Below are 20,351 nucleotides of genomic sequence, written 5' to 3' on the forward strand. Positions count from 1 at the left end.
TCCTCCCCTGGTAAATGAACCATGTTCCATCCGATGCTGTGACCGTCGCGCATATGGAACGACGATGCGCGACGGCCCAGCGACGGAGGGATGCACGATCTAGTGACGTGCGAACAGGTTGTCGCGCGACGTCACGGCGGCATGGCTGCCCGCCTGGGAGAGTCCGGCGACTACACCGCCGTATGCCTCTTGCGAGCCAGCTGCGTCGTCGCGTTCGGCGGCGACAGTTCGCGCGCTCTGACCGCTTTGCGACGCCGGTGCGCCAACCGAGGGTTTGTAGAAGGGGGCCGGTCCATAGCCGCTGGCGAACGCGGGTGCGGTGGCGGACGCCGAGAAGGCGACGAGCAGTGCAGCGATGAGCTTGGTCTTCATGATGCGAATTCCCTAAAAGGTGGTTCGGTGAGGGGCACGTGCCCCAGGAAGATGTACGTGCCCAGGCGGATTACGCCGTGACGATGTTCGTGCCGATCTCGATGTTGCCGCGCACCGACTTCGAGTACGGGCAGATCGTATGGGTCAGGTGCGCGATTTGCTCGACGACTTCCTTGTCCAGACCTGGCACGCGAATGGTGAACTCGGCGCCGAGGAACCACGCGGCACCGGTTTGCCCAACGTTTATCTGAATGTCCACGGAATAGTCGGACGGCAGCTTGACCTTCTTCAGCGAGGCCGCGATCCCGAACACGGTGGTGTAACAGGCCGACCACGCGCCCGCAAACAGCTTCTCGGCTGTCGGGTGCGGCTCGGTGGCGATGAACTCGAGGCTTTCCACGCCAGGCGCAGTCAGCTTGAGGTCAAAGACGCCAAACTGGCCGCGCTGGAGACTGGGGTCGCGATTGACCGTGGCGTGGGAGTTGCCTGAGGCGAGGACTTTTTCGATCTTTTCCATGATGAATTCCTATGTGTATGAGGGTATTAAGCGTGTTTAAATCTTGCGCGATATAATCGTATGCGTTGTTTATGTTACGCCGTGACGATGGTCAGACCGACCTCGATGTTGCCGTGCACAGCCTTCGAGTACGGGCAGAGCTGATGGGCCTGGCGCGCGAGTGCATCGACGACTTCCGTTGCCAGACCCGGCACGCGGATGGTGAACTGGGCGCCGAGGCAATGCCCGTTACCAACCGACCCAATGCTTACCTGGACGTCCACGGAGTAGTCGGACGGCAGCGTGACCTTCTTCAGCGAGGCCGCAATCTGGAACGCGCTGACGTAACAGGCCGACCACGCGCCCGAAAACAACTGCTCGGCTCTCGGGTGTAGCTCGGTGGCGATGAACTCGCGGTTTTCACCGTCGGGTGCTGACAGCTTGAGGTCGAGGACGCCGAGCTCACCGCGCTTGACATCGGCGTCGTGATTGATCGTGGCGTGGCTGTTGCCTGAGTGGAGGACTTGTTCGATCTTGGTCATGATGGATTCCTGTGTGAATAAGGGTGTTAAGCGTCTTAAATCGCATGCGATGTAATCGCTTGCGTCGAATAATGGAGAAAGACGCGCCCGATGTCAATCGCAAAAGATTTAATCGCATACGCGTTTTCGATAGGGGGAACGGAAATCCCGCGGCGGCCAGCAGGGGCCGCCGGTCTCGCACGCTGTCGCACGGGGGGTGTGCCAACAAGCCATCGTGTATCCGACTCGGACGTCGGCGAATGATGTGATTTGCAGGTGTGTCAGGTCCTTGCCGGGGAAGTGCGTCCCACTCTTTTGCATGGTTTCTCCCCGTGTCAGGTGGTATCAGTTCGCGACGCGTTACCATGGGGCAACCACTTGTACGGGGACGCCGGGGTCGGTCGACCCGTCTACCCGGCACGCTTTGCGGTCGGGTGGACTGCGCCGTCATGTACTGTCAACTTCACAGGAAATCGTCGGCAAAACTACGTCACACTTGACACTATGGTTTTCATATCTATATCCTTCGCCCATCGTCGTATGCGATGCGCGAGTTGTCACGAATCGTCCGACAAAAGCAATCCGGCGCCGGCTGCGCGACGCGATTAACTGCTGCGCGGGAAGGCACGGCGCAACGGCTCGATACGCGATTGCAGCCTTGTTTTCACCGGATCTCAAGCGCGGCGAACCGGCGCGCATGCGATTCATCATTCGAAAGGAAAGATCATGAAGATCAAAGGTGCTGTTGTTTTCGTGACGGGCGCGAACCGTGGGCTTGGCCTCGAGTTCGCGAAACAGGCGCTCGAAAGAGGGGCATGGAAGGTATATGCGGGCGCACGCGATCCTGCCAGCGTGACGCTGCCGGGAGTCGTGCCCGTGAAGCTCGACGTGACCGATCCGACGGCCGTGGCCGCGGCCGCCCACGCGGCTCGCGACGTCACGCTGCTGATCAATAACGCAGGCATCGCGCGACTCGGTAGCCTGACGGACGACGGTGCGCTCGAGGCGTTGCGCGATCACTTCGAAACCAATGTGTTCGGCATGCTGGCGATGTCGCGGGCGTTCGCTGGGAGCCTCGCCGGCAACGGCGGTGGAGCAATCCTGAACGTGCTGTCCGTCGCGAGCTGGGTGAACCGGCCGATTCTGTCTGCCTACGGTGTGTCGAAGTCGGCGGCGTGGGCGCTGACTAATGGCCTGCGCCAATCGCTGCGTGAGCAGCGCACACAGGTCGTCGGGCTGCATGCCGGCTTCATCGATACGGATCTGGTGCGCGGGCTGGAAGTGCCGAAGGCGACACCGACCGACGTCGTGCGCCAGGCGTACGATGCGATCGAGGCCGGCGTGGAGGAAGTGTCCACCGACGAGTTCACACGGCAGGTGAAGGCCGGGCTGTCGGCGGGCGTCTATCTGAACGACGCGACGCCGCACTGACGGCACCGGTGCGTTCGCGCGCGACGGGCAGGCCTGTCGGGTCAAGCCGTGACGTCAATGATGCCCGGGATCATCACGTCCGGGCTTCCTCGACGCGTCACAACGGCGCTGTCACGTTGACGGGCCGACTGGACCGTCGCGCAGGGATCGACCTGTGAGTCTGGCATAGCGGTCGCGATAGTCTGGTCTGATCTCGTCCGTCGCAGTCGCGGGTGGCGATATGACCGCTAACAGGCGTCGGCATTCGGCAAGTCCGGTTTCGCGTCGCCGGTTGCTGAGGAACCCGTAGTGACGGATACGCTGCAGTCCGCGCGGCAGCACGCGAATCAGGAAGTGACCGATGAATTCCGGCGCGTCGAGCCGCATCACGCGCTCTGCGGATTCATGGCGGTAGTCTTTCCAGCGGAACGTGAAGTGTCCATCAGCGATGGCGATCAGGCGATTGTTCGAGATGGCGACGCGATGCGCGTGTAACGCCCCAAGTAGTCGATGACGTGCTGCGGCCCGCCGAAAGGTTTCTTCCCGTACTACACGTGAGGCGCAATCCATTAGCTGCCGACAACGACACTATTCGATATTCACGTGAAACAGGCTTCAGCGGTCACCTTCTGTCGACTTCGTTATCGCCCTGACACTCTCTTTCATAGCTGCATCCAGAAGCAGTGGTTCTAGCGCATACCCCGCAGCTCGCCACGCCTCCATTCCTCCAGCTAGCGGTGCTACGTCATTAAACCCGTGATCGACCATCCTCTTCGCCACCAATGCCGCCGACATTTCATTAGGACAGTCACAATAGACGACGAGCTTGCGGTGGCGTTCCAGTTCATTCAGTTGCGCACCCGCGTGCTTGCCTCGCAAAACGGTCGCGCCTGGAATAACGAACGGAATCAACACACGGTGCCGGTCGCGCCGAGCGTCCACGACTATCGGCGGGTCGTTGCTTGCAAGCAGAGCACTAAGTTGCGCAACATCGATGCGTTGTATCCGGAGCTGACGAAGCAGGGCCACTCTCCTCCACCACTTCACGCCGATGTAGCATGCGAGCGTGGCAACGGCAACTGCGAGTGCGCCCTCCCCGAGCCAATCCAGATATTGCAGAAGCGTATCGATGGCACCAGCGAAAAAAGCTCCGATAGCTACGCCAAATCCCGCCCATAGGACGGTGCCAAGCGAGTCGAACAATAAGAAGCTTCTGAGGGTGACGCCACTTGCACCGGCTACAGGTATCGCCAATGTCGACAGGCCCGGAATAAACTTGGAGAGCGTAAGCACTCGAACACCATAACGAGCGAAAAAGTCACCGCTGCGGCTCACGCAAATATCTCTGGAAATTGACATCTTGCACATGAACATCAAGACGCGGTTACCGTAGCGCCGACCAAGTCCAAACCAGAGGGTGTCACCGAGTAGCGCGGCAGCCGTGCCGACGAGGACAATCTCGGCCAGCCTTAACACGTTCATCCATATATCAGCACCGGCGGCCACGCCTGTCACGGTCGCGATTGCCCCGGTCAGAATCAAGGTTGGCAGCGCCGGCAGTGGTAGCCCGAGGGACTCCAAGAGTACGTTGGCGAACACTAGGGGCAGACCATAGACGGCTATTAGTTCGCGTAGCATTGACGGAACTCGGAAGTAAAACGACAGATTGACGCGCGGAGCCTGTTCTCAGGGTGGGCTCGGCCCATGATCGGAGGCTGAGCATGAGGCCGGGAATCGCCTCATCGGCGGAGCAAAGACTCAGAAAGCCTGCTGGCGGTGAGACGCCCACGCGAAATCTTACTGTAATCGGATGCGCCAAAGCGAATATCCGGATCGATGCAAATGTTGCCCCCGCGGTGCCCAGGCACGTAGGAAAAAACCACGTTCCCTGCGAAGTCATGTACCAAAACACAGCGATTCAATGTCGCGCAAGCTCAACTGAAACCGAAAGTATCAGCCAACGGCACAACTAATCACGATCGCCGGAAAGCGATGCCCGTGATAAAGCGGTTTAGAATTATTCACCTCCTGAGTCTACGCGACCGCCCTCGCATCGTGACAAAGCCTAAGGAACAGATGGGGTCGGTGCCCGCCCGCGGCGCGGATGAAGACCCGCCGCGGGCCGTTGTAGTGACTGTGATGCAGATGGGATCCGTGCCAGCGACACGCGACCACAAAACGGCGCAATGCGGTTCTGGCCGGAGACTGGCCGCCCGTCCTTGCTCCGCCAGAACCGGGCCCGCGACATACGCGCCGCTTTTTTGTACCAATCACCCCTGGCGACTCCACCTATCAGGGTTGCGTTTAATGGCGCATCGGCGCGGTAAAAATCCGCGTTATCGCGGCAATGATCCGACGACATGTTTTGCCGCTATGATCCGACGACTCAGACCTGCCTCCTCGCATCCACGAAGGCCGCAGATGGTTTAGAAGGGTTGTCCGATGCCTACGATCATCCACAGGAATCTGAGTGCGCCACCGTGCGTTGCAGGCAGGCGTCGAACGAGCCTAAACTGTGCCCGTTCGAAACAGTCGTTATGACGGCGTCTCCGCTGTTCGTCACACGCCGGAGAGAATGTCCACGAACAGTCATCGACATGTTGCTGCCGTGCCAGCTTGCGCACGCGTTCCTTATAATGAAGTGCCGATTCGTCGATTGTCTGGGGCCACTCTGCCGCTGTTTTCCTGAGCCACGCCCTCGCAGCAACGGGCAGCACTGATACCTTGAAAGTAGGATGCTGAATCCCATTTTACCTTTTGTGAATCAGCGTATCCGTCCTCCCTTGCTACCTGAATGGCCCTTTCCGCCTAGTCGCGATGTCGCTGGTCGCACCTTCGGCTACCTTGTCGCGCTTCAATATCGCGGCGCCGATATGTGGCTCTGGAGCTGCCGTTGCGGTGGCCACGTGATTGTCGAACTAGATGCAGTGGAAGGCGGCAGAACGCGGGACTGCGGCTGCCGTGAGCAGCGTCGTGTGTGGCGATCCCGCCCGGGCTCACCCGCGCTGCGGGGCGGGGAGGTGTTTGGCCTGTTGACGACCGATCGGTACACTGGCAATGGTTTGTGGGTTTGCCGGTGCGACTGCGGCGGTGAGGTGGCAGTGAGCGCCGGGCGCCTGCGGCTGGGCAAGGCGCGTTCGTGCGGCCGCTGCTTCGGCGCTTCGACCGAGTGACTGGCACAGTCTGTTCGGTTTGGTCATGGCATGCACGGCCCGTTCATTCGACGCTCAACATGATGTATGGCGGCTCGGAAACGTGAACGAAGTTCTTAGGAAGCTGACGCCGGTGTCAAGGCATTAAACCCGGCGAGTTAGCTCTCTCGCCATTCCCAATACGACCCACCTCGGCCGTTCAGTCACAAATTCCGGCCGTCCGGTTCTGGGTGAGTAGATGACGTTCGCCTTAGGGAGTAGGAGCAGGGTCAAACTGCCAGAGCCCTATACAAGCATCCCATTGATTAGCGCAAGCAGCGGCGCGTGCGTGCCTCCCTTCCGGCAATAGCCATCAAAGTGACGCACCGGGCCGCTTGCGACAAAGTCGTCCTTATCCAATGCTGTGAATGCGATGATGCCAGCGTCACAGGTCGAACGAATACGCCGGAGCACTCGTGCCACCGCGAAGCCGTCGTGTTCCGGCATATTTACGTCTACGATGAACACGTGGGGTTGCCAAAAGGTAAGCCTTTGGAGCGCCTCTACGCCACTCAGCGCATAGTGCGTCTCCAGCCCAATAGCCACCAGAGAGGCTACCAGAGCTTCCGCGATAGGCAGGCTATTGTCAATGACAAGGATTCGGGCTCGCTGTCCCAGAAGCGCAATCTGCCGCAGCGTGACGCCCGAGAGGCTCGATAGCGAATGCGATTGCGCGGTGGTAGCCGGTATCTGCGATGCTCTGCAGGCTGCCCACTCCGTAGGAACTCCGCTGATTGCCACTAAGCCTCCGTCGAATCGGCTAACAGTCGGTCGTATTCCCGCTTCACTACGCCATAGCACTCGCACGCATGGTCTTCGAGCCAGGCCCTATCCAGCACCTCAATATAACCATCGTCTTTCCGGATCACCTCGTCGCCCTGCAATTGCGCGAGGGCTTTGCTCATGCTGGCGCCTCGCACGCAAAGCGCGTCGGCCAGCAGTTCTGATGCTACCTTTGGTTCCTTCGGCGGGAGGCGGTCGATACCGAGCAGTAGCCACCGGGACAGGCGCTGGTCTGTCGAATGATATTCGTTGCAAACGACCGTCTGGGCAATCTGCGCAAACAGCGCCAGGGTATAACGTAGCAACAGCCGCTGCATCATGCCTGCCTGACGAAACTCTTCCATCAGGATCCTTGCGCTCAGTCGGTACGCCGCGCCCGGGCTTCGCACGACAGATGTATTTGTAGCTTCTTCGTCACCCATAAAAAGCTCGGTGCCAACCACGCCATCGTTGCCGACGACTGCAATGTCCACGGATTCGCGATCCGGCGTCGCTTGCCGTAACGATATTATTGACGTCGTCGGAAAATAAACGTAGTCGAGATGTTCGCCGGTCCTGTGCACGATCAACCCCGGCGCCATCTCGACCCGCTCCAGACGCGTTTTCAGGCGCATAAATTCCATTCTGGGAAGAAGACCCAGCAGTCGATTCTCTGTGCGGCGAAGATCATTTTCCATGCGCCACTCCTCGTCAGCCGGTCAAAAGCCGTGGACACTCGGCCCAGAGAAAATGACACCTGAATCGCGGATCTACCGGCGGATGCGGCAGAGCCTCTCACATCAGGCGGAAGAAGTCGGTACGGTACCGGTCAAACGTCAGTCCGTTCGATACACGAGCCGCTACTCGCGACGCTTTGGTGTTAAATGATCCATGACAGTCCATTGGCTGAGCAGGAGCCGACGTTCGACGCGCGCGGACGACCGGCCATAGATGGCCGAACTCGGCGTTGCTGAACTCCCGTGGCCCGCTTCATGGGCGGCCCTTTATATTCGCCCGCATTGTGCGCGATACACTCCTCTCTGCGTATGGTGCTTCGTCCTATGGATTGATCAAACATTCTGCGAGGGGACAATGACATCAGACTTTGAGTCGACGGTCATACCAGGTGGGGAGTCGGCCGGGCTATTCGACGCCGCTTGCAATCACGTGCGAAACATGACACGCGCGCGCTGCGCAGTCGTGATCGTCATCGGCGGCGAATCGGGATCAGGGTATTCCGTGGTGGGCCCACTTGAGGCACAGGTGCTTTTGCCAGACATCTTGCATAAGATCGCAGATAACTTGCACGGGCAGCTCTCGAAAAAGCTGCAGTAACTTGCCGGACGTCTTGCTCCACGCGTCAAACTCAGGCGGCATATCATGAATGGCTGGCAAATTTAAGCAGCGGCCGTTCCTCTTCCGGCCGCGACAGTCGGTTCATGGCGGGCTTCGGTCCATCGCGGGTTTGGCATTGTAGTTTTGGGGGGCGCTTGGCGGGGGTGCAGCTCAGACGGTTTGGCTGAGATTAAACTGCCCTAGGCTCAGTTCCAGGACCTGTTTGAATGGGCATTTTTTTGCTGCCATTGATAGCAGGAACCAACGTCGGGACCGCGCACGATCTACACCAGTATCAACGATCCGAGATGGACGGTTGTGCTATTTCTGTGGGCGCGGAAGCCCCGCGAAATTTTGACTGGGATAGGAGGTTTAGCGAGTACGACCGGACGAATCCATGCTTTGTCTTTTCGAATCCTGAATAGCCTGAGTATCGGAGGTAATCATGAAATGCGGGTACCGTGGATGGATCATCGACGCGACTCCGGATTTCTCCCTTGGGAAATTCTTCGCACACGCGCGACTGGTCCGAGTTTCGAGTGATGATGACGTTGAGGGTGAGATGCACATCGAGCGTGATCTTTCCTACTTCGACACCGAGGACGAGGCGATCGAGGTTGCACAACAATGGGCGTTTGCATGGATCTGCGAGCGCGAAGGCAACGTCGAAAGTACGCAGGCTGGGACGCCCGCGTCCCGGAGCCGCGTTCCAGCCGAAACCGGGTCGAGATGAGATGCCGGATGTGCGACTCTGTGTTGTTTTTTACGACCGCTTCGCCATCCAGATATAACGTCAGGTTCGCCCAGCAGGCCTTGGCGAGGAGACGAAAATCATCACACGAGATACCCGATTTGCATCCGCTGCGAGCCTGGATACGCTAAGGCAACACGACAGCGTTCCTAACGTTCGGCGTGTGTGTTTGTTCGCCGCAGCATTGCCTGCGGCTTTTTTAGCCTGAACTCAGTTCGGGCAACGTGACCTCGGTTTGGCGGTCCTAACCCTCTTTCAACTCGTCTTCGCAGACCGAATAGATCTGACCAACGAACGGCGACCGGTAATCCATACGCCAGCCATCGGTAAACAGTTGCGCAAGCGAATCCGAATCTGCGAATCCTGGCAACCCGGCAAAGTCCAGCGCTACGTTTTTCGATAATGCGCCAAGATACAGGCGGTCCTGCCAGTTAGCTTGAGCACCATTGCCCTTGAGCCAAATATCTAGCAACTCCACAACATGGTCGGTTCGCAACCAACCGCCTGTTCGCGCTCGCGCAACCAGCTGCCCCACCGCCAGATAGCAGAGCAGCTCAGCACGCGCTTCGTCGTCAAGATTACCTGAATCGTCCATCTGTCGCTTAATGCCCTGAATTGATCAGCTACGGCGTCTTGTGAGCAGGTCCGCCACTCCGGCGCGGGCGGCAATTTCCCAGATATATCCGCGAGAATAATCGACGCCTACCCGCTGATGAAGCACGGTACGCAAACGTGCGTTGGTCCAGTGATCAGACTCTATGCCGTGCGCTCGAGGCGATTGCCTGAGCGTTGCGGCAACCCATGCCAGCGTTTCATCATTCATCGCGGAAGGCTTCTTGTCCGTGCGCTGTTTCGGCGATCGCATCCGGTGATCCATTCCAAGCTTCTCGACGACGGTTCTTACGTGTCCAGCGGAATGGTAAACGCCAAACTTTTCCTTGATCAGCTTCTGAACATCCCCGTTTCGCCAGAGTTCGGTTTCGTAGCCGTGAGCCATGGGGCTACCCTCCAATGTCACCCGCAACCACTCAAGGGCTTCGGGGCCAAGCGTAGCCTTGCGCCCCGATGACTTGATCTGTTCAACGGCCTCAATGCCATCAGCAACTACCATTGATCTGTATTTTGTAACGGTGCGCACGCTGATGTTGAGCGCTTTCGAGACGTGCTCGACACTGTCCCCGTCCAGCAACATTTTCGCGGCAATCTTTCGGCGGGCGGCATAGACGTCGCTCTGCGATTTCTCAGCAGTAGCCGGTGACGCTTTTTCTGACGTTGAATAGGTGAGGCGGTATGCAAGGCCATAGCCCCGAACAAGGTAGCCAACGTGCGAAGCTGAAAACCGGATGCCGAAACGCCGAAAGATCAATTCGCGCAGTTGGCTTATCGTCCAGGTCGGTCCTGGATAGCCGTGAAGTTCAGGTGAGTGCTTGATCGCGCTAACGAGCCAGCTTTGCGAAGCATCATCCAGTCGGGAGGGACCACCGTGGATGCGAAGGCGAATAAGGGCGTCGGCTCCGCCCCGTTCAACCAGATCCTTGTACTTGCTCACGGTCGGAAGACTTAGTCGAGCCTTCCTGGACACTTCGCTAATACCGTCACCGTTCAACAGAAGCCTGGCGGCAAGAGCCCTACGTTCTGCGAGAGGAATATCGTCTATCGGTTCACCCATCGTCCTGCGCGCAAATGAATTGGTTGTTGTGTCGTATTGTGGTCTCCGTATTTATACACGATCCAATACAAGTTTCGCGCTGGGCGACTTGAGAGCCTGACAGCTAGATATGCACTCGAAAGCCTGTCGAAATACAACAGAAAGCACGGCGTTGGACCAACTGCGCAGCAAACCCATCTTATCGCTGGATTTTTTGAATGGCTGTTTGCCGAATGCCTTTGGGTCGCTCGATATCTTTAGGCGGGAGCCTGTTCGTGGCTGGACGGAGCCCGATGCGATAGGCTCCTGACAACCCACTACAGCCGATCCCGCCACTTTCGATTTCGTCCGCTTCAACACTAACAAGTGACATTCGAAACCGGAGGACGACAAATCAAAACGGCTCCGTACGTGCCGTTGGGAGATCGGCAAAATCAGCCGGCTCACATCAGCCGTTCGGATGGTTGTCCGAGCGGTGAGCGATAGCGAGCGCATCTAGTCCTGCCATCACGAAGCGCACAAAGTCTTCTGCAAGCGCGTCCTTGTCCTTCATGACAGCGGGCAAAAGGGCAGCCTGCATCTGCTTTGGCGCGACGATCATCGCGACGCAGGGGAGCACAACAAACATCACGGCGCGCTGTACCGCCGGAGCTTTCGGGTTTAGCCCCAGCACTTCGCCGATCAGTCCAAGCAGGAATGCAGCTTTCGGTCGCACGGCCTTCTCGATAAGCGCCGGAATGGCGGTCGACGGCGAGAGCATTTCGCGCAACATAACCATGAAACCCCAAGGTAGGCCAGTGTTCGTTGAAAGACCGACGAATCGCGAAAGCACAGCGTGAAGTTTTTCCCGTGAATCGGCCAGTCCGGCTGTGAGTGCCGCGAGTTCGTCGAGGCCTACAACCTGGCGATGAGCCTCAACGAGTGCGGCCTCATAGAGTGCCTCCCTGCTGCCGAAGTGGTAGTTGACCGATGCCATCGGCGTGCCTGCACGCTCGCAAATTTCCTTGCTGGTGGCATCTGCGAAACCGCGTTCCGCGAACACCTGCCCTGCGGTATCGAGCAGATGCTGACGTGTCGCCGCGCCGTCGGGGCGCGAGGCCCGCTTTGGCTGTGTCGCGGCTGTCTTTTTGATGGTTGTCAACATGGTGGACGCAATAGACTCGCAAAAAAATAGTTTGAATTTGAATTCAAATTCGCATACTATCCATTCTACTTCATCGGCGTCCGGACCGCGAACGGACGCGCCAGCACGAACTGCTGCAACGCCGAAGCAATCGGGTTGTCCTCGCGGAGATCACGAATCCAGGCCGCATCGATCCGGCCTGTTGAACGATGGAGAAACCATGCCTCAGTCAGTCTCCGGGATCGAACCCGGACAGCGTCAACTCAACGGGCCGCAAACGAGCGGCCGGGATTACCGCAATCTCTCAATGCCCAACCTGGCGATGGATTCCGACTACGATGTCTCTGTGCCGATGCGGGACGGCGTCGAACTGCGCGCCGACATCCATCGGCCGGTGACGCCCGGGCGGTATCCGGTACTCGTGTCCGCGTCGCCCTATCCCCGTCAGATACAGAACCTGGGGGCACCACTGGGTTTCGTCGAAGCAGGCGCCAGCGACTTTTTCGTCCCTCGCGGGTATGTTCACGTCATTGCGAATATCCGGGGCACGGGCGGTTCAGGTGGGACGTTCGGCTTTTTCGACGGCCAGGAGCGCCGGGATATGCACGACCTGGTGGAATGGACCGCTGTGCAGCCCTGGTCAGATGGCAACGTCGGCATGGTCGGCATCAGTTATTTCGCCATGACCCAACTGGAAGCGGCGGTCGAGCAGCCCGCTCATCTGAAGGCAATCTTTCCGGTCGCAGCAACCGTCGATCTTTATGAAGCGGCGGTCCATCACGGACTGGCGAGCACGTCCTTTCTCACGCCCTTCCTGTCGATGATCGGCATGACATCCGGGCATAGCAGCGCGTTCTACCGCAACAGGTTCGTAGATGCGGCGAGTTACATCCTGAAGACTCCGGCCATTCACAAGCGTTTCTCGACCATGAACGGCGAGGCAGCGATGGCCGGCATCAAGGGTTTGCTGAAACTGCAGCACGCGCCGCACCCTTGGGACGATCTCTGGCGAGCATGTGTTGTGGAACATCAGGCGCGCGACGACTGGTGGGATGACCGCAATCTCCTGCCGTTGCTGGACCGGGTCAAGGTGCCTGTCTATCTGGGTTGCGACTGGGATAACGTACCTTTGCATCTTCCGTCCACGTTCAAGGCATATTCCGCGCTCGTCAACAGTCCGCACGTTCGTGTGGGAATGCTGGGCACGCATGGTCTCGCATGGCCGTGGGAGAGCTTGCACGTCGAAGCTCTCGCGTGGTTCGATCATTGGCTGAAGGGGCGTGACACCGGGATTCTCGAAGGTCCTCCCATCCGTTATGTTATGCCGGGTGCCGAAGGATGGCGGACTGCCGATTCATGGCCGCCCCACGCTACGCACCGCGCTCTGGCGTTAGGCGCCGACGGCACGCTTGCCGAAGACGAGGGCACCAGCGGAACACGCCAGCTGATGAGTTCGGGCGCCGGACTGAATCGGGACCATCCGAGTCCCGTGGACCCTGCTTCGAGCCTGACATGGACCAGCCAGCCGCTGGAGCATGATCTTGATATCGTCGGTGACATAGAGCTAAAACTTGACGCGATCAGCACGGCGCCGGACACGGCCTGGATGGTCGTCCTTCAGGACGTCGATCCCTCGAGCGCGGCGATCGACGTGACCGCGGGCTATTTGCGCGCGAGCCTGCGGGAAGTCGATGAGAGCGAAAGCCGGTTGGGCGCGCCAGCGATTCCGTGCAGGAAATTTCAGGCCGTGCCCACGGGTGAACTGGTGAAATACCGGATTCCGTTGGTCGCCAATGCACGGCGATTCCGATCGGGCCATCGTATACAGCTAGTCATCGCAAGTGACGACCAGAATCCGGCGGCACCAGCTATGCTGAATTTTCGGCACGCCAGTGTCGGCACCAGTAGTCTCAACATGGTCGGGTCGTCATCCCGTTTGATACTTCCCGTTTTGTCTGCTTCCTGACAAATCCCATTTGCGTTGCCGCTCGCATGTGCCTTGGAAGAGATCACGGAGAAGCCGATGAGTGACAACCCGCAAGGCTCCCCAAATCAGGTCGGAAAATCTCTCTGGGGCATCCTGCGGCCGGTAGCGGCAGCTGGCCGTTGGCTAGACCGGGTCGATCCCGGTACGCACCGCCGGATCAAGGGGTTGCGATTCGTGACGGCGTACGGCATCGCGGCTGCACTCGGGACGTTGCAGGATATTGCCCATAGTGTGCCCAGCAGCATTTCGCTGGGTTACCTTGCTGGAAGCTTCGCCCTCTGGGCGAGCGTGTCCGAGGGCAAAACGACACGAGCTGAGTCGAGCCGCGATCTTGTGCTGCTGAGCTTTTCCGCTGCGTTTGGCGCGCTTCTGTTCGTGGTTTTTTCCAGGCCGTTGCAATTCGCGGGTCGGGCGGGACCAGAACTGACTCTCGTGGCTGGCGCGTTCCTCGTCGGATATCTCAAAAGATTCGGCGTCCTGGGTGCAGGCATTGGATCGCAAATCTATATTGGGGAGTTGCTCGCATACGGCGCTCGTTTAACGACGGACGATCTTCGGGCTATTGGGATTGCCGCGCTGATCGCCGCGCTGGCGTCGGTCGTGCCGCGCATGCTAAGTGGCCCGGCGGAGCGGCCCGTCACGGTGGCCGCGCTCGCTGCCGGGCCGGAACCCGCTTCCGGGAGGTGTTCGCCAGAGTTCTTCATGGGATTGCAGGCGGCCATCGGCGCGTTGGTTATATGCCTCCTGAACGGCCTGATTGGTCTCGAGGAGTCTGCCTGGGCGATCACCGCTTGCACGTACGCCGTCGCAGGTTCGGCAACGGGCACGATACTACGTGTGCGTCGCCGGATTCTCGGTACGATGATTGGCGTTCCGTTAGGCCTTGCCTGCCTGCCAGTTGCAGAGCATGCGCCGCTGGTGATCTGGGCGGCAGCCGCACTCGCTATGGTCGTCTATGCGATGGCATTACCGGAGCGCTACGACATCGCCTGCGGGGCTTTCGCTTTCACGCTAATCGTCACGCTTGCGGCAAGTGGTGTGCACTCGATCCCCCTGCTTGCCGCCCGCGCCTGGGAGACGCTCCTCGGCGGATCACTCGGCGTGGCCGCCGCGATGTTTATTTTCCCGCTCCGATCTTCGGGTCTCGGAAAATAGACTCCGATCGTGCCTGAATCTATTTGCACGCGACAGCGCCAACGAAATATATGAGTGCCCGCACTGTCAGTCACCGAACGGCAACACTGTCGAAAAGGTCATGGTCTCATTGCTGTGACCACTACACAATCGCCGCGCATCGATCGTCAACGCTCCTACCGCGATGTCAAACGACAGCTTCCAGGCTGCATGCCCGCGAACAATCCGATGGCAAATGACGGACTTTGACCGATTCTCGACAGCTCCGACGAACGTCTGCAATCGGCTGAACTTCCGTCACCCAACGCGATCCCGCGAGTGTCTGTTCCTGGCCGAACCCTGCCTGACGTCCCGCACGCCTGAACGTCCGGGCTCGGCATTGCGCGTCAGACCGTAGCCGACCCTGAACGGTCTCCCAGCTTTCTCGTTAACGGACGGTCGAGTGCAGCAAATTTTCCTCCTTAGGCGAGGAGGCTACCTGCTTGGCTTGTTTCAGGACGTCGATATAATCACGTTGCGGCGGGGGGACGGACACCCCGCAAGGGGCACCAGAGGGTAATGCTGACCGTGCCCAGGGCCTTGGGCACCGTCTGCGTAATAGTCAGGCGCAGACCTTGCCCCGCCGCACATCTGCTCCACAACGTGACGCGGATCGAACCGGAAGGGTCGATCGCATTGTCCTATATCGGATGTTAAATCCACCCGTCTGGAACGCTAGCGTTGGGCGGATACGCCCCTTGGATCGCGCGATGATCAGTGCGAGCGCCACCAAGACTACCGACAGATCCCTATCGCGACCAGCACGTTAGAGCCGCAAGTTCTCTACCCCGGCGAGCGTTAGAGCTTCGTACAGCGTCACAAAGCCCTTGCCACGTGCGCCGTTCTGTTTCGAAAGAATGCGGTGATACGCCGGCTCGAGTCGGTTGGCTAGCAGCTTTCCGTCACTTGCCGCGTACTTCCATTCAAGTACTTTCCGAACCGGTGAAGAGAAGAAAACGTTGTTGCGTTGGCGAGCGTAGCGATAGCTTGTGTCGAGTCCTTCTATGTATTTCCATGGGCCTCGCTTGTCAGCGAATCATCCGGATTTGCACGGAAGCATAGCAGTGGGCCATCTGACGGAAGGCTCGACCAACCGTCGAAGATCTCGTAGGGGGACACGCTTGGCACTGGTGATCCGCCCTGTTCAATCTCGGATAATTTCGCCGACGCAGCCTTTATGGCCTGCTCAGAAGCATCATCACTATATATGCAAACGTAAATTGGCACGCATTCGACCTGAGCCTTGCTGACATCCGCGAAGCTACCACCGGTGCGGCCTTTGCCGACGAAAGCGGCGGTACGTCGAGCCGCCCACATGATCCGGGCTTTCTTCATGTCGTCTTCGGTGACCGGTAATGCGATGGTCCAGAGCCTTTCATACCACGCGTCCATCGTCTGGAGGCTCTCGCGGTCATTCACAAGAAAACCGGCTTCATGCCATCCTGAGCCAGCATCAGGATCTTCCGCCAACCCGTTTTCGGAAAGATTGGCAGAGCCGACGATGGCTTTGCTCTCTCCGAGGATGACCTTGGCGTGAAGGTTGGGTAGATGTCGAATTTCGATGCTACCGTAGGCCCGCAATGCGTCGACGGCTTTCGGATTGGTGCCCCCAGACAACAGATTACACAGCAAGCGTACTGAGGCAGTGGAGCGTCCAAGGAGATCGTCGCATCCATCGCCCAGAAATGCGACGGCTGCGGATACCCTTTCGCCTGAATCCATTAGCTTGAGGATCTGATCCTCGTAGTTTGCTGACGTGATGAACACGTTGCTCGTCCCGTTAGAATGAGCCTTGACGTGCGGCTCGTCGTTTTTAAATTCTTTGAAAATCGTTCGACGGATCGCGGATAGCAAGGTGCTAGCTGAGCCACGTCCAGCCACTCCCGTCACTCGAACGCTTTTGGATCTCATACCTCGCGCGAAATTTTACTTCTAACCTCGCACCATCAGCAAACTAGATACTGTATGCCTGATCACAACGGACAAACGACGGACTTGACGATGCGCGTTAGTCGGGCCCGAATTGATGTCGGCTTCCGTGAAAGCCAGCCGGCCCGCGCAGGCGAAGCATTGCATCTCTTTTAGAGTCATTGCTATGAAGGACAGGGGCAGCAAGTTCTTTGTAATGCGCACGACCGATTCCTCACCATTGTAACGATGGCTGAGTTAACGGCATTCTCGGGAGAGGCTTGAACAGGGAATGCTCCCGACTGTGGTTTACGACTGCGCTCACCCACTCGCTTTATGCCTTTCGCATGAGACGCGAGCCACATCAGCTACCCGAAGATGCGCCCGTCGCAACGCACACAACTTACTCGCTCAGCGAACCGGTCGAGGTACCGGTCCGCAACCCACAGTGGCCGTGCTCGCTCTCAACGAATTCTCCAATGGAAAGGCCGTCCGACACTTCCGAGTCCGTAGATTCGCACGAGCGCTCGCCCACACGCTGACGAAAAAAAACCGACAGGTCGTGTCGGCTGAAGGATTCTGGCTATTCCGAAGGCCATGCCAGAAGCTGTGCAGCGCAGATTATTGCACTGTCTGGCTCCCATGCGGATAGCATGCTGACACAGGGTTTACCCCGGTCAAAATATAGGAATGGATGCCGTAATACACGTTGACTTCATTCAAACCCTTGCGGCGGGTCGAACATGGAACGGCAAACGTTTGCCCAAAAAACTGTGGCTGCCATTGCTCCCAAACCTCGTGTGTTTGACCGCCATCAAGGGATTCGACGTATGGCTGTTGCACCAGGCGCATCGAACGAACAGCGCGTCAATACCCGGGCGCGATCACGCGTTTCAAGGCGGCCAAGACACACACTTCAAGATGCTTCGGGCTGACACCCTTATCTGCCCGCTGAGGAAAGTTCAACATGTTCGACGCCGAAATTGCCGCGACGCTCCTGAACCGATGGGACCGTAAACGCGCAAACCCAGGAGATCAGTCATCGCTAAACCTCTTGCAGGAAGGCAAGCTGCATTTCAGGCATGAAAGCGGCGATGTCCACACACATGGTACTGACGCAGACCGGCGTCTTCGCGTTGAATGCCTGACGTTCACCGACGGCTCCCGCGCCTTGCGCGTCACCGGCGCAGATGGACAAAGCGGCTGGACGCGTTGGACTGCTGCTGAGCCGGTGTGAAAGCGCGAAATGAGCACACGTACTCACCACCCGGTATCGATGGAGAAAGCCGATGTCGACATGGCCTGATCGCACTCTGGGTTGGCTCTTCGTCCTCACCTACGTCCTGATGGTGATATGGCTAAATTACCTGTAGCGGATGTTGTGTCACGTGTAGCGTGTGTCGCGTCCCAGCGGATGCCTGAGCGCCGTCGACGTCGACGTCGACGTCGAGCAGGGTGATGGAAACAGCCATTGATCTCTTACGAATGAGGTGTCTGCTGCGATCCACGACAGCCCGTGTGACATTCCGGATTTCAGAAGATCGCGGAAGGAGATAAACATGAACATGGTGAAGACCGAGATTGGACAACTGGAGAAGGCACTGAATGCCCTGGTTTGTCGCCCACGACTTATCCGTCGCGACTACTGGATATCGCAGATCGAGTGCCTGCTGGCACGTCCCGGACTGTCGGTGCAGGACCGGCAACGACTCCGTGCGCTGCTCAACCTGCTCGGCACGCCCGTCGCGGGCTGTAGTGTCTCACTACAGCAGTGACCGGCGCCGTCATGTACGGCGAACGCGTCTACTGAGCTTTCGGAAATCATCATGTTTAACGAGTCGAAATACGTATCGCTAATGTACGAACAGGGCCTGGACCAGTGGACGCGTGCCTGGTACGGCGAAGCCGTTGAAGCGGGATTTATCCGCCCGCACTATCATCTCGACCCCGCGACCATGCGGCGTCTTCGCGGCTATTTCGGCGCGGGCCTGTCGCCCTTCGAAGCCGCCCAGGCGTGCTTTGGCCGCAAACACTAAAGTAACCCGGCAATTGCCTCCCCATCCGGTAGCCACATCTGCACGAAGGGCAGAAAGCGACCTGAACAGTCCAGCGAATTTCTCATCCACAACACTTGTCACGCCCGCATGAGCGCCACCTCGACCGGCATCTCACAAACACCGCTACCCAGTCCAGATTTGCACCGGCTGGCTAACATCTCACGTCCCGCCCGTTCCTCAAGAGGTCGCAAGGCTTCGTCGAGAACGGATTTCGCGGTCACACCCCTGGCGGACCTGTCGAGGGCATGCTGATGGCGCGCACGCAGCCGGGCTGCAGCGAAGGCTGCGTTGTGTTGCCACCAGAAGTCATCACGGCGCTCAAAAACCTCTACATTGTTTCGAGCGCGCTCGCGCAGCGAGGCACTCACGCTCAGGAAATCCGGGATGCCCAATGGCGGGCAATGGTTCAACGGGCTCACGAGGCGAAGACGGCGCTCGACCAGCACGGGGTGAGAGCTCAAACGCACGCGATTGTGCTGCTTCGACAGATGACACAGGCATGCCAGGGTCTGGTTAATCGGCACGCGGCCCGACAGGAGATTCCCTTCGCCGTGTGGCGCGAAGTGGGCAGGCTTGGGCACGATGCTTACGAGTGGGTCAACCTGAACGTACCCCGCCGGCGAGGCACCGACGCATGAATCCCGCACCGTTTACGTCAGCGTACCGTGCCGGACTTAAAGCGGACTGGCTCGCGCAACGTGTCCGGCATGTATTTCCCGCACGCCCTGGCTGGCCCACGGTCCGTCGTCCTTTAAGGTCTCTGGGAGGCATGCGACCGACGGATGGAGCATTGCTCCCAACGTCTGGACAACAACTGAACAGCGCGCGCTTGCCGGGACAAAGAGATCAGAAGATCGCTGCAATCGTTGTTAGCAAGTCACGGAGCGGTCCGTGAACGCCGAAGGAATCAACAAGGCCGCGTTGCTGCTGATGTCGCTCGGTGAAGACGAGGCGGCCGAAGCCTTCCGGTTCCTCGACCCACGTGAGGTGCAGAAGATCAGCATCGCGATGGCCGCCCTGAAAAACGTCACACACGGTGCCGTCGACGCCGTGCTGCAAGACTTCATCAAGGAAGCGGAAACGCATACTACGCTATCGCTTGACTCGAAGGATTACATCCGGTCGGTGCTGACCAGGGCGCTCGGCGAAGACAAGGCTGGCAACGTCATCGACCGCATTCTGCATGGAGACGACGTCACCGGCATCGAAGGCCTGAAGTGGATGGACGCGCCGGCCGTCGCGGAACTGATCAAAAACGAACACCCGCAAATCATCGCAACCATCCTCGTGCACCTGGACCCGGAACAGGCTTCTGACGTACTCGAATGCTTCGTCGAACGGACGCGCAACGATGTGCTGCTGCGCATTGCCACGCTCGATGGCATCCAGCCGGCTGCATTGCGCGAACTGTTAGCGGCGGTGCAAATCCGACACTAAACGGCGGCGCAAGGTTGAGTAAAAGCGTCAACAACCGTGGTCAGTCGTTGGCGCCCATGGTCGAGCGTGCCGGTCGTTAGTCAGAATGGATCGGCCTCGTTGTCACGAGGAGGGTGAGGGTTTCCAGGAGGCGAGCGCTGTTCGCGCAGCAGTTCATTGAGCGCAATCTGATAGTGCCCG

General features: G+C 58.7%; 18 protein-coding genes and 3 pseudogenes. 8 read left to right on the top strand and 13 right to left on the bottom strand.

The genetic code is table 11. The annotated features are described in order from the left end of the window. Positions 1–99: 99 nt before the first annotated feature. The 3 genes from GNZ12_RS40555 to GNZ12_RS40565 form a co-directional block, all read right to left on the bottom strand. Positions 100–372: a hypothetical protein gene (locus GNZ12_RS40555; RefSeq protein WP_172318117.1), complete on the bottom strand. Its 273-nt coding sequence runs from the start codon at positions 370–372 to the stop codon at positions 100–102. A 70-nt stretch (positions 373–442) separates the two neighbouring features. Beyond that, on the bottom strand, positions 443–889 hold the full coding sequence (locus GNZ12_RS40560; RefSeq protein ID WP_172318119.1) for an OsmC family protein: 447 nt from the start codon (positions 887–889) through the stop codon (positions 443–445). 74 nt (positions 890–963) lie between these two features. Further along, complete coding sequence (locus tag GNZ12_RS40565; RefSeq protein WP_172318103.1) at positions 964–1,410, bottom strand: Ohr family peroxiredoxin; 447 nt, start codon at positions 1,408–1,410, stop codon at positions 964–966. A gap of 705 nt (positions 1,411–2,115) precedes the next feature. Here GNZ12_RS40565 and GNZ12_RS40570 point away from each other — a divergent pair. Further along, on the top strand, positions 2,116–2,820 hold the full coding sequence (locus GNZ12_RS40570; protein WP_172318121.1) for an SDR family oxidoreductase: 705 nt from the start codon (positions 2,116–2,118) through the stop codon (positions 2,818–2,820). Between the two features lie 129 nt (positions 2,821–2,949). On the opposite strand, the pseudogene GNZ12_RS40575 reads toward GNZ12_RS40570, so the two are convergent. The 5 genes and pseudogenes from GNZ12_RS40575 to GNZ12_RS40590 form a co-directional block, all read right to left on the bottom strand. Beyond that, positions 2,950–3,347, bottom strand: a pseudogene (locus GNZ12_RS40575) (transposase); the annotation flags it as partial. 67 nt (positions 3,348–3,414) lie between these two features. Continuing rightward, positions 3,415–4,437 carry a VTT domain-containing protein gene (locus GNZ12_RS40580; protein ID WP_172318125.1) on the bottom strand — a complete coding sequence of 341 codons (1,023 nt, stop codon included), beginning with the start codon at positions 4,435–4,437 and terminating at the stop codon, positions 3,415–3,417. A 318-nt stretch (positions 4,438–4,755) separates the two neighbouring features. Continuing rightward, positions 4,756–4,824 (bottom strand): annotated as a pseudogene (locus GNZ12_RS45815) (transposase); the annotation flags it as partial. Positions 4,825–6,236: 1,412 nt separating this feature from the next. Then, positions 6,237–6,797: a response regulator gene (locus GNZ12_RS40585; RefSeq protein WP_328806159.1), complete on the bottom strand. Its 561-nt coding sequence runs from the start codon at positions 6,795–6,797 to the stop codon at positions 6,237–6,239. Continuing rightward, the gene (locus GNZ12_RS40590) at positions 6,731–7,450 is read right to left on the bottom strand and encodes a Crp/Fnr family transcriptional regulator (RefSeq protein WP_172318127.1); all 720 of its coding nucleotides are present in this window, start codon (positions 7,448–7,450) and stop codon (positions 6,731–6,733) included. The genes GNZ12_RS40585 and GNZ12_RS40590 overlap by 67 nt, the downstream gene beginning before the upstream one ends. A 1,082-nt stretch (positions 7,451–8,532) precedes the next feature. Between GNZ12_RS40590 and GNZ12_RS40595 the strand changes: the two genes are divergently transcribed. Next, the gene (locus tag GNZ12_RS40595; RefSeq protein WP_172318129.1) at positions 8,533–8,820 is read left to right on the top strand and encodes a hypothetical protein; all 288 of its coding nucleotides are present in this window, start codon (positions 8,533–8,535) and stop codon (positions 8,818–8,820) included. Between the two features lie 262 nt (positions 8,821–9,082). On the opposite strand, the gene GNZ12_RS40600 is transcribed toward GNZ12_RS40595, so the two are convergent. From GNZ12_RS40600 to GNZ12_RS40610, 3 genes are all read right to left on the bottom strand, one after another. Next, positions 9,083–9,433 (bottom strand): hypothetical protein, encoded by a 351-nt coding sequence (locus GNZ12_RS40600; protein WP_172318131.1) that lies wholly within the window; start codon positions 9,431–9,433, stop codon positions 9,083–9,085. Positions 9,434–9,457: 24 nt separating this feature from the next. Continuing rightward, entirely contained in the window at positions 9,458–10,507 is a 1,050-nt protein-coding gene (locus GNZ12_RS40605; protein WP_172318133.1) for a winged helix-turn-helix domain-containing protein, read from the bottom strand. Positions 10,508–10,934: 427 nt separating this feature from the next. Then, complete coding sequence (locus GNZ12_RS40610; RefSeq protein ID WP_172318135.1) at positions 10,935–11,630, bottom strand: TetR/AcrR family transcriptional regulator; 696 nt, start codon at positions 11,628–11,630, stop codon at positions 10,935–10,937. On the opposite strand from GNZ12_RS40610, the gene GNZ12_RS40615 reads away from it, so the two are divergent. Then, complete coding sequence (locus tag GNZ12_RS40615; protein ID WP_216673557.1) at positions 11,617–13,575, top strand: CocE/NonD family hydrolase; 1,959 nt, start codon at positions 11,617–11,619, stop codon at positions 13,573–13,575. The two genes, GNZ12_RS40610 and GNZ12_RS40615, sit on opposite strands and share 14 nt — an antisense overlap. A 57-nt stretch (positions 13,576–13,632) precedes the next feature. Further along, positions 13,633–14,751, top strand: a complete 1,119-nt coding sequence (locus GNZ12_RS40620; RefSeq protein WP_172318151.1) for an FUSC family protein — start codon at positions 13,633–13,635, stop codon at positions 14,749–14,751. A gap of 1,020 nt (positions 14,752–15,771) precedes the next feature. On the opposite strand, the gene GNZ12_RS40625 is transcribed toward GNZ12_RS40620, so the two are convergent. Then, positions 15,772–16,650, bottom strand: a complete 879-nt coding sequence (locus GNZ12_RS40625; RefSeq protein ID WP_172318137.1) for a phospholipase D family protein — start codon at positions 16,648–16,650, stop codon at positions 15,772–15,774. 994 nt (positions 16,651–17,644) lie between these two features. Between GNZ12_RS40625 and GNZ12_RS40630 the strand changes: the two genes are divergently transcribed. The 3 genes from GNZ12_RS40630 to GNZ12_RS40640 all read left to right on the top strand — a co-directional run bounded on the left by GNZ12_RS40630 (position 17,645) and on the right by GNZ12_RS40640 (position 18,713). Beyond that, a complete protein-coding gene (locus GNZ12_RS40630) occupies positions 17,645–17,914 on the top strand; it encodes a hypothetical protein (RefSeq protein ID WP_172318139.1) in 270 nt (89 codons plus the stop codon). A gap of 322 nt (positions 17,915–18,236) precedes the next feature. After that, positions 18,237–18,452 (top strand): hypothetical protein, encoded by a 216-nt coding sequence (locus GNZ12_RS40635; RefSeq protein ID WP_172318141.1) that lies wholly within the window; start codon positions 18,237–18,239, stop codon positions 18,450–18,452. Positions 18,453–18,503: 51 nt separating this feature from the next. After that, positions 18,504–18,713 carry a hypothetical protein gene (locus tag GNZ12_RS40640; RefSeq protein ID WP_235994052.1) on the top strand — a complete coding sequence of 70 codons (210 nt, stop codon included), beginning with the start codon at positions 18,504–18,506 and terminating at the stop codon, positions 18,711–18,713. 98 nt (positions 18,714–18,811) lie between these two features. Here the strand turns inward: GNZ12_RS40640 and GNZ12_RS40645 are convergent, their stop codons facing one another. Further along, positions 18,812–19,315: a hypothetical protein gene (locus tag GNZ12_RS40645; RefSeq protein WP_172318143.1), complete on the bottom strand. Its 504-nt coding sequence runs from the start codon at positions 19,313–19,315 to the stop codon at positions 18,812–18,814. Between the two features lie 310 nt (positions 19,316–19,625). Here GNZ12_RS40645 and GNZ12_RS40650 point away from each other — a divergent pair. Next, positions 19,626–20,144 (top strand): annotated as a pseudogene (locus GNZ12_RS40650) (flagellar motor switch protein FliG); the annotation flags it as partial. Between the last annotated feature and the right edge of the window lie 207 nt (positions 20,145–20,351).

The sequence above is a fragment of the Paraburkholderia solitsugae genome (assembly GCF_013177695.1).
GTDB classification, from domain to species: domain Bacteria; phylum Pseudomonadota; class Gammaproteobacteria; order Burkholderiales; family Burkholderiaceae; genus Paraburkholderia; species Paraburkholderia solitsugae.

Coding starts and splice junctions, on each gene's coding strand:
- GNZ12_RS40555 (WP_172318117.1), bottom strand. CDS start 372: ATGAAGACCAAGCTCATCGCTGCACTGCTCGTCGCCTTCTCGGCGTCC.
- GNZ12_RS40560 (WP_172318119.1), bottom strand. CDS start 889: ATGGAAAAGATCGAAAAAGTCCTCGCCTCAGGCAACTCCCACGCCACG.
- GNZ12_RS40565 (WP_172318103.1), bottom strand. CDS start 1,410: ATGACCAAGATCGAACAAGTCCTCCACTCAGGCAACAGCCACGCCACG.
- GNZ12_RS40570 (WP_172318121.1), top strand. CDS start 2,116: ATGAAGATCAAAGGTGCTGTTGTTTTCGTGACGGGCGCGAACCGTGGG.
- GNZ12_RS40580 (WP_172318125.1), bottom strand. CDS start 4,437: ATGCTACGCGAACTAATAGCCGTCTATGGTCTGCCCCTAGTGTTCGCC.
- GNZ12_RS40590 (WP_172318127.1), bottom strand. CDS start 7,450: ATGGAAAATGATCTTCGCCGCACAGAGAATCGACTGCTGGGTCTTCTT.
- GNZ12_RS40595 (WP_172318129.1), top strand. CDS start 8,533: ATGAAATGCGGGTACCGTGGATGGATCATCGACGCGACTCCGGATTTC.
- GNZ12_RS40600 (WP_172318131.1), bottom strand. CDS start 9,433: ATGGACGATTCAGGTAATCTTGACGACGAAGCGCGTGCTGAGCTGCTC.
- GNZ12_RS40605 (WP_172318133.1), bottom strand. CDS start 10,507: ATGGGTGAACCGATAGACGATATTCCTCTCGCAGAACGTAGGGCTCTT.
- GNZ12_RS40615 (WP_216673557.1), top strand. CDS start 11,617: ATGGTTGTCAACATGGTGGACGCAATAGACTCGCAAAAAAATAGTTTG.
- GNZ12_RS40610 (WP_172318135.1), bottom strand. CDS start 11,630: ATGTTGACAACCATCAAAAAGACAGCCGCGACACAGCCAAAGCGGGCC.
- GNZ12_RS40620 (WP_172318151.1), top strand. CDS start 13,633: ATGAGTGACAACCCGCAAGGCTCCCCAAATCAGGTCGGAAAATCTCTC.
- GNZ12_RS40630 (WP_172318139.1), top strand. CDS start 17,645: ATGTTCGACGCCGAAATTGCCGCGACGCTCCTGAACCGATGGGACCGT.
- GNZ12_RS40635 (WP_172318141.1), top strand. CDS start 18,237: ATGAACATGGTGAAGACCGAGATTGGACAACTGGAGAAGGCACTGAAT.
- GNZ12_RS40640 (WP_235994052.1), top strand. CDS start 18,504: ATGTTTAACGAGTCGAAATACGTATCGCTAATGTACGAACAGGGCCTG.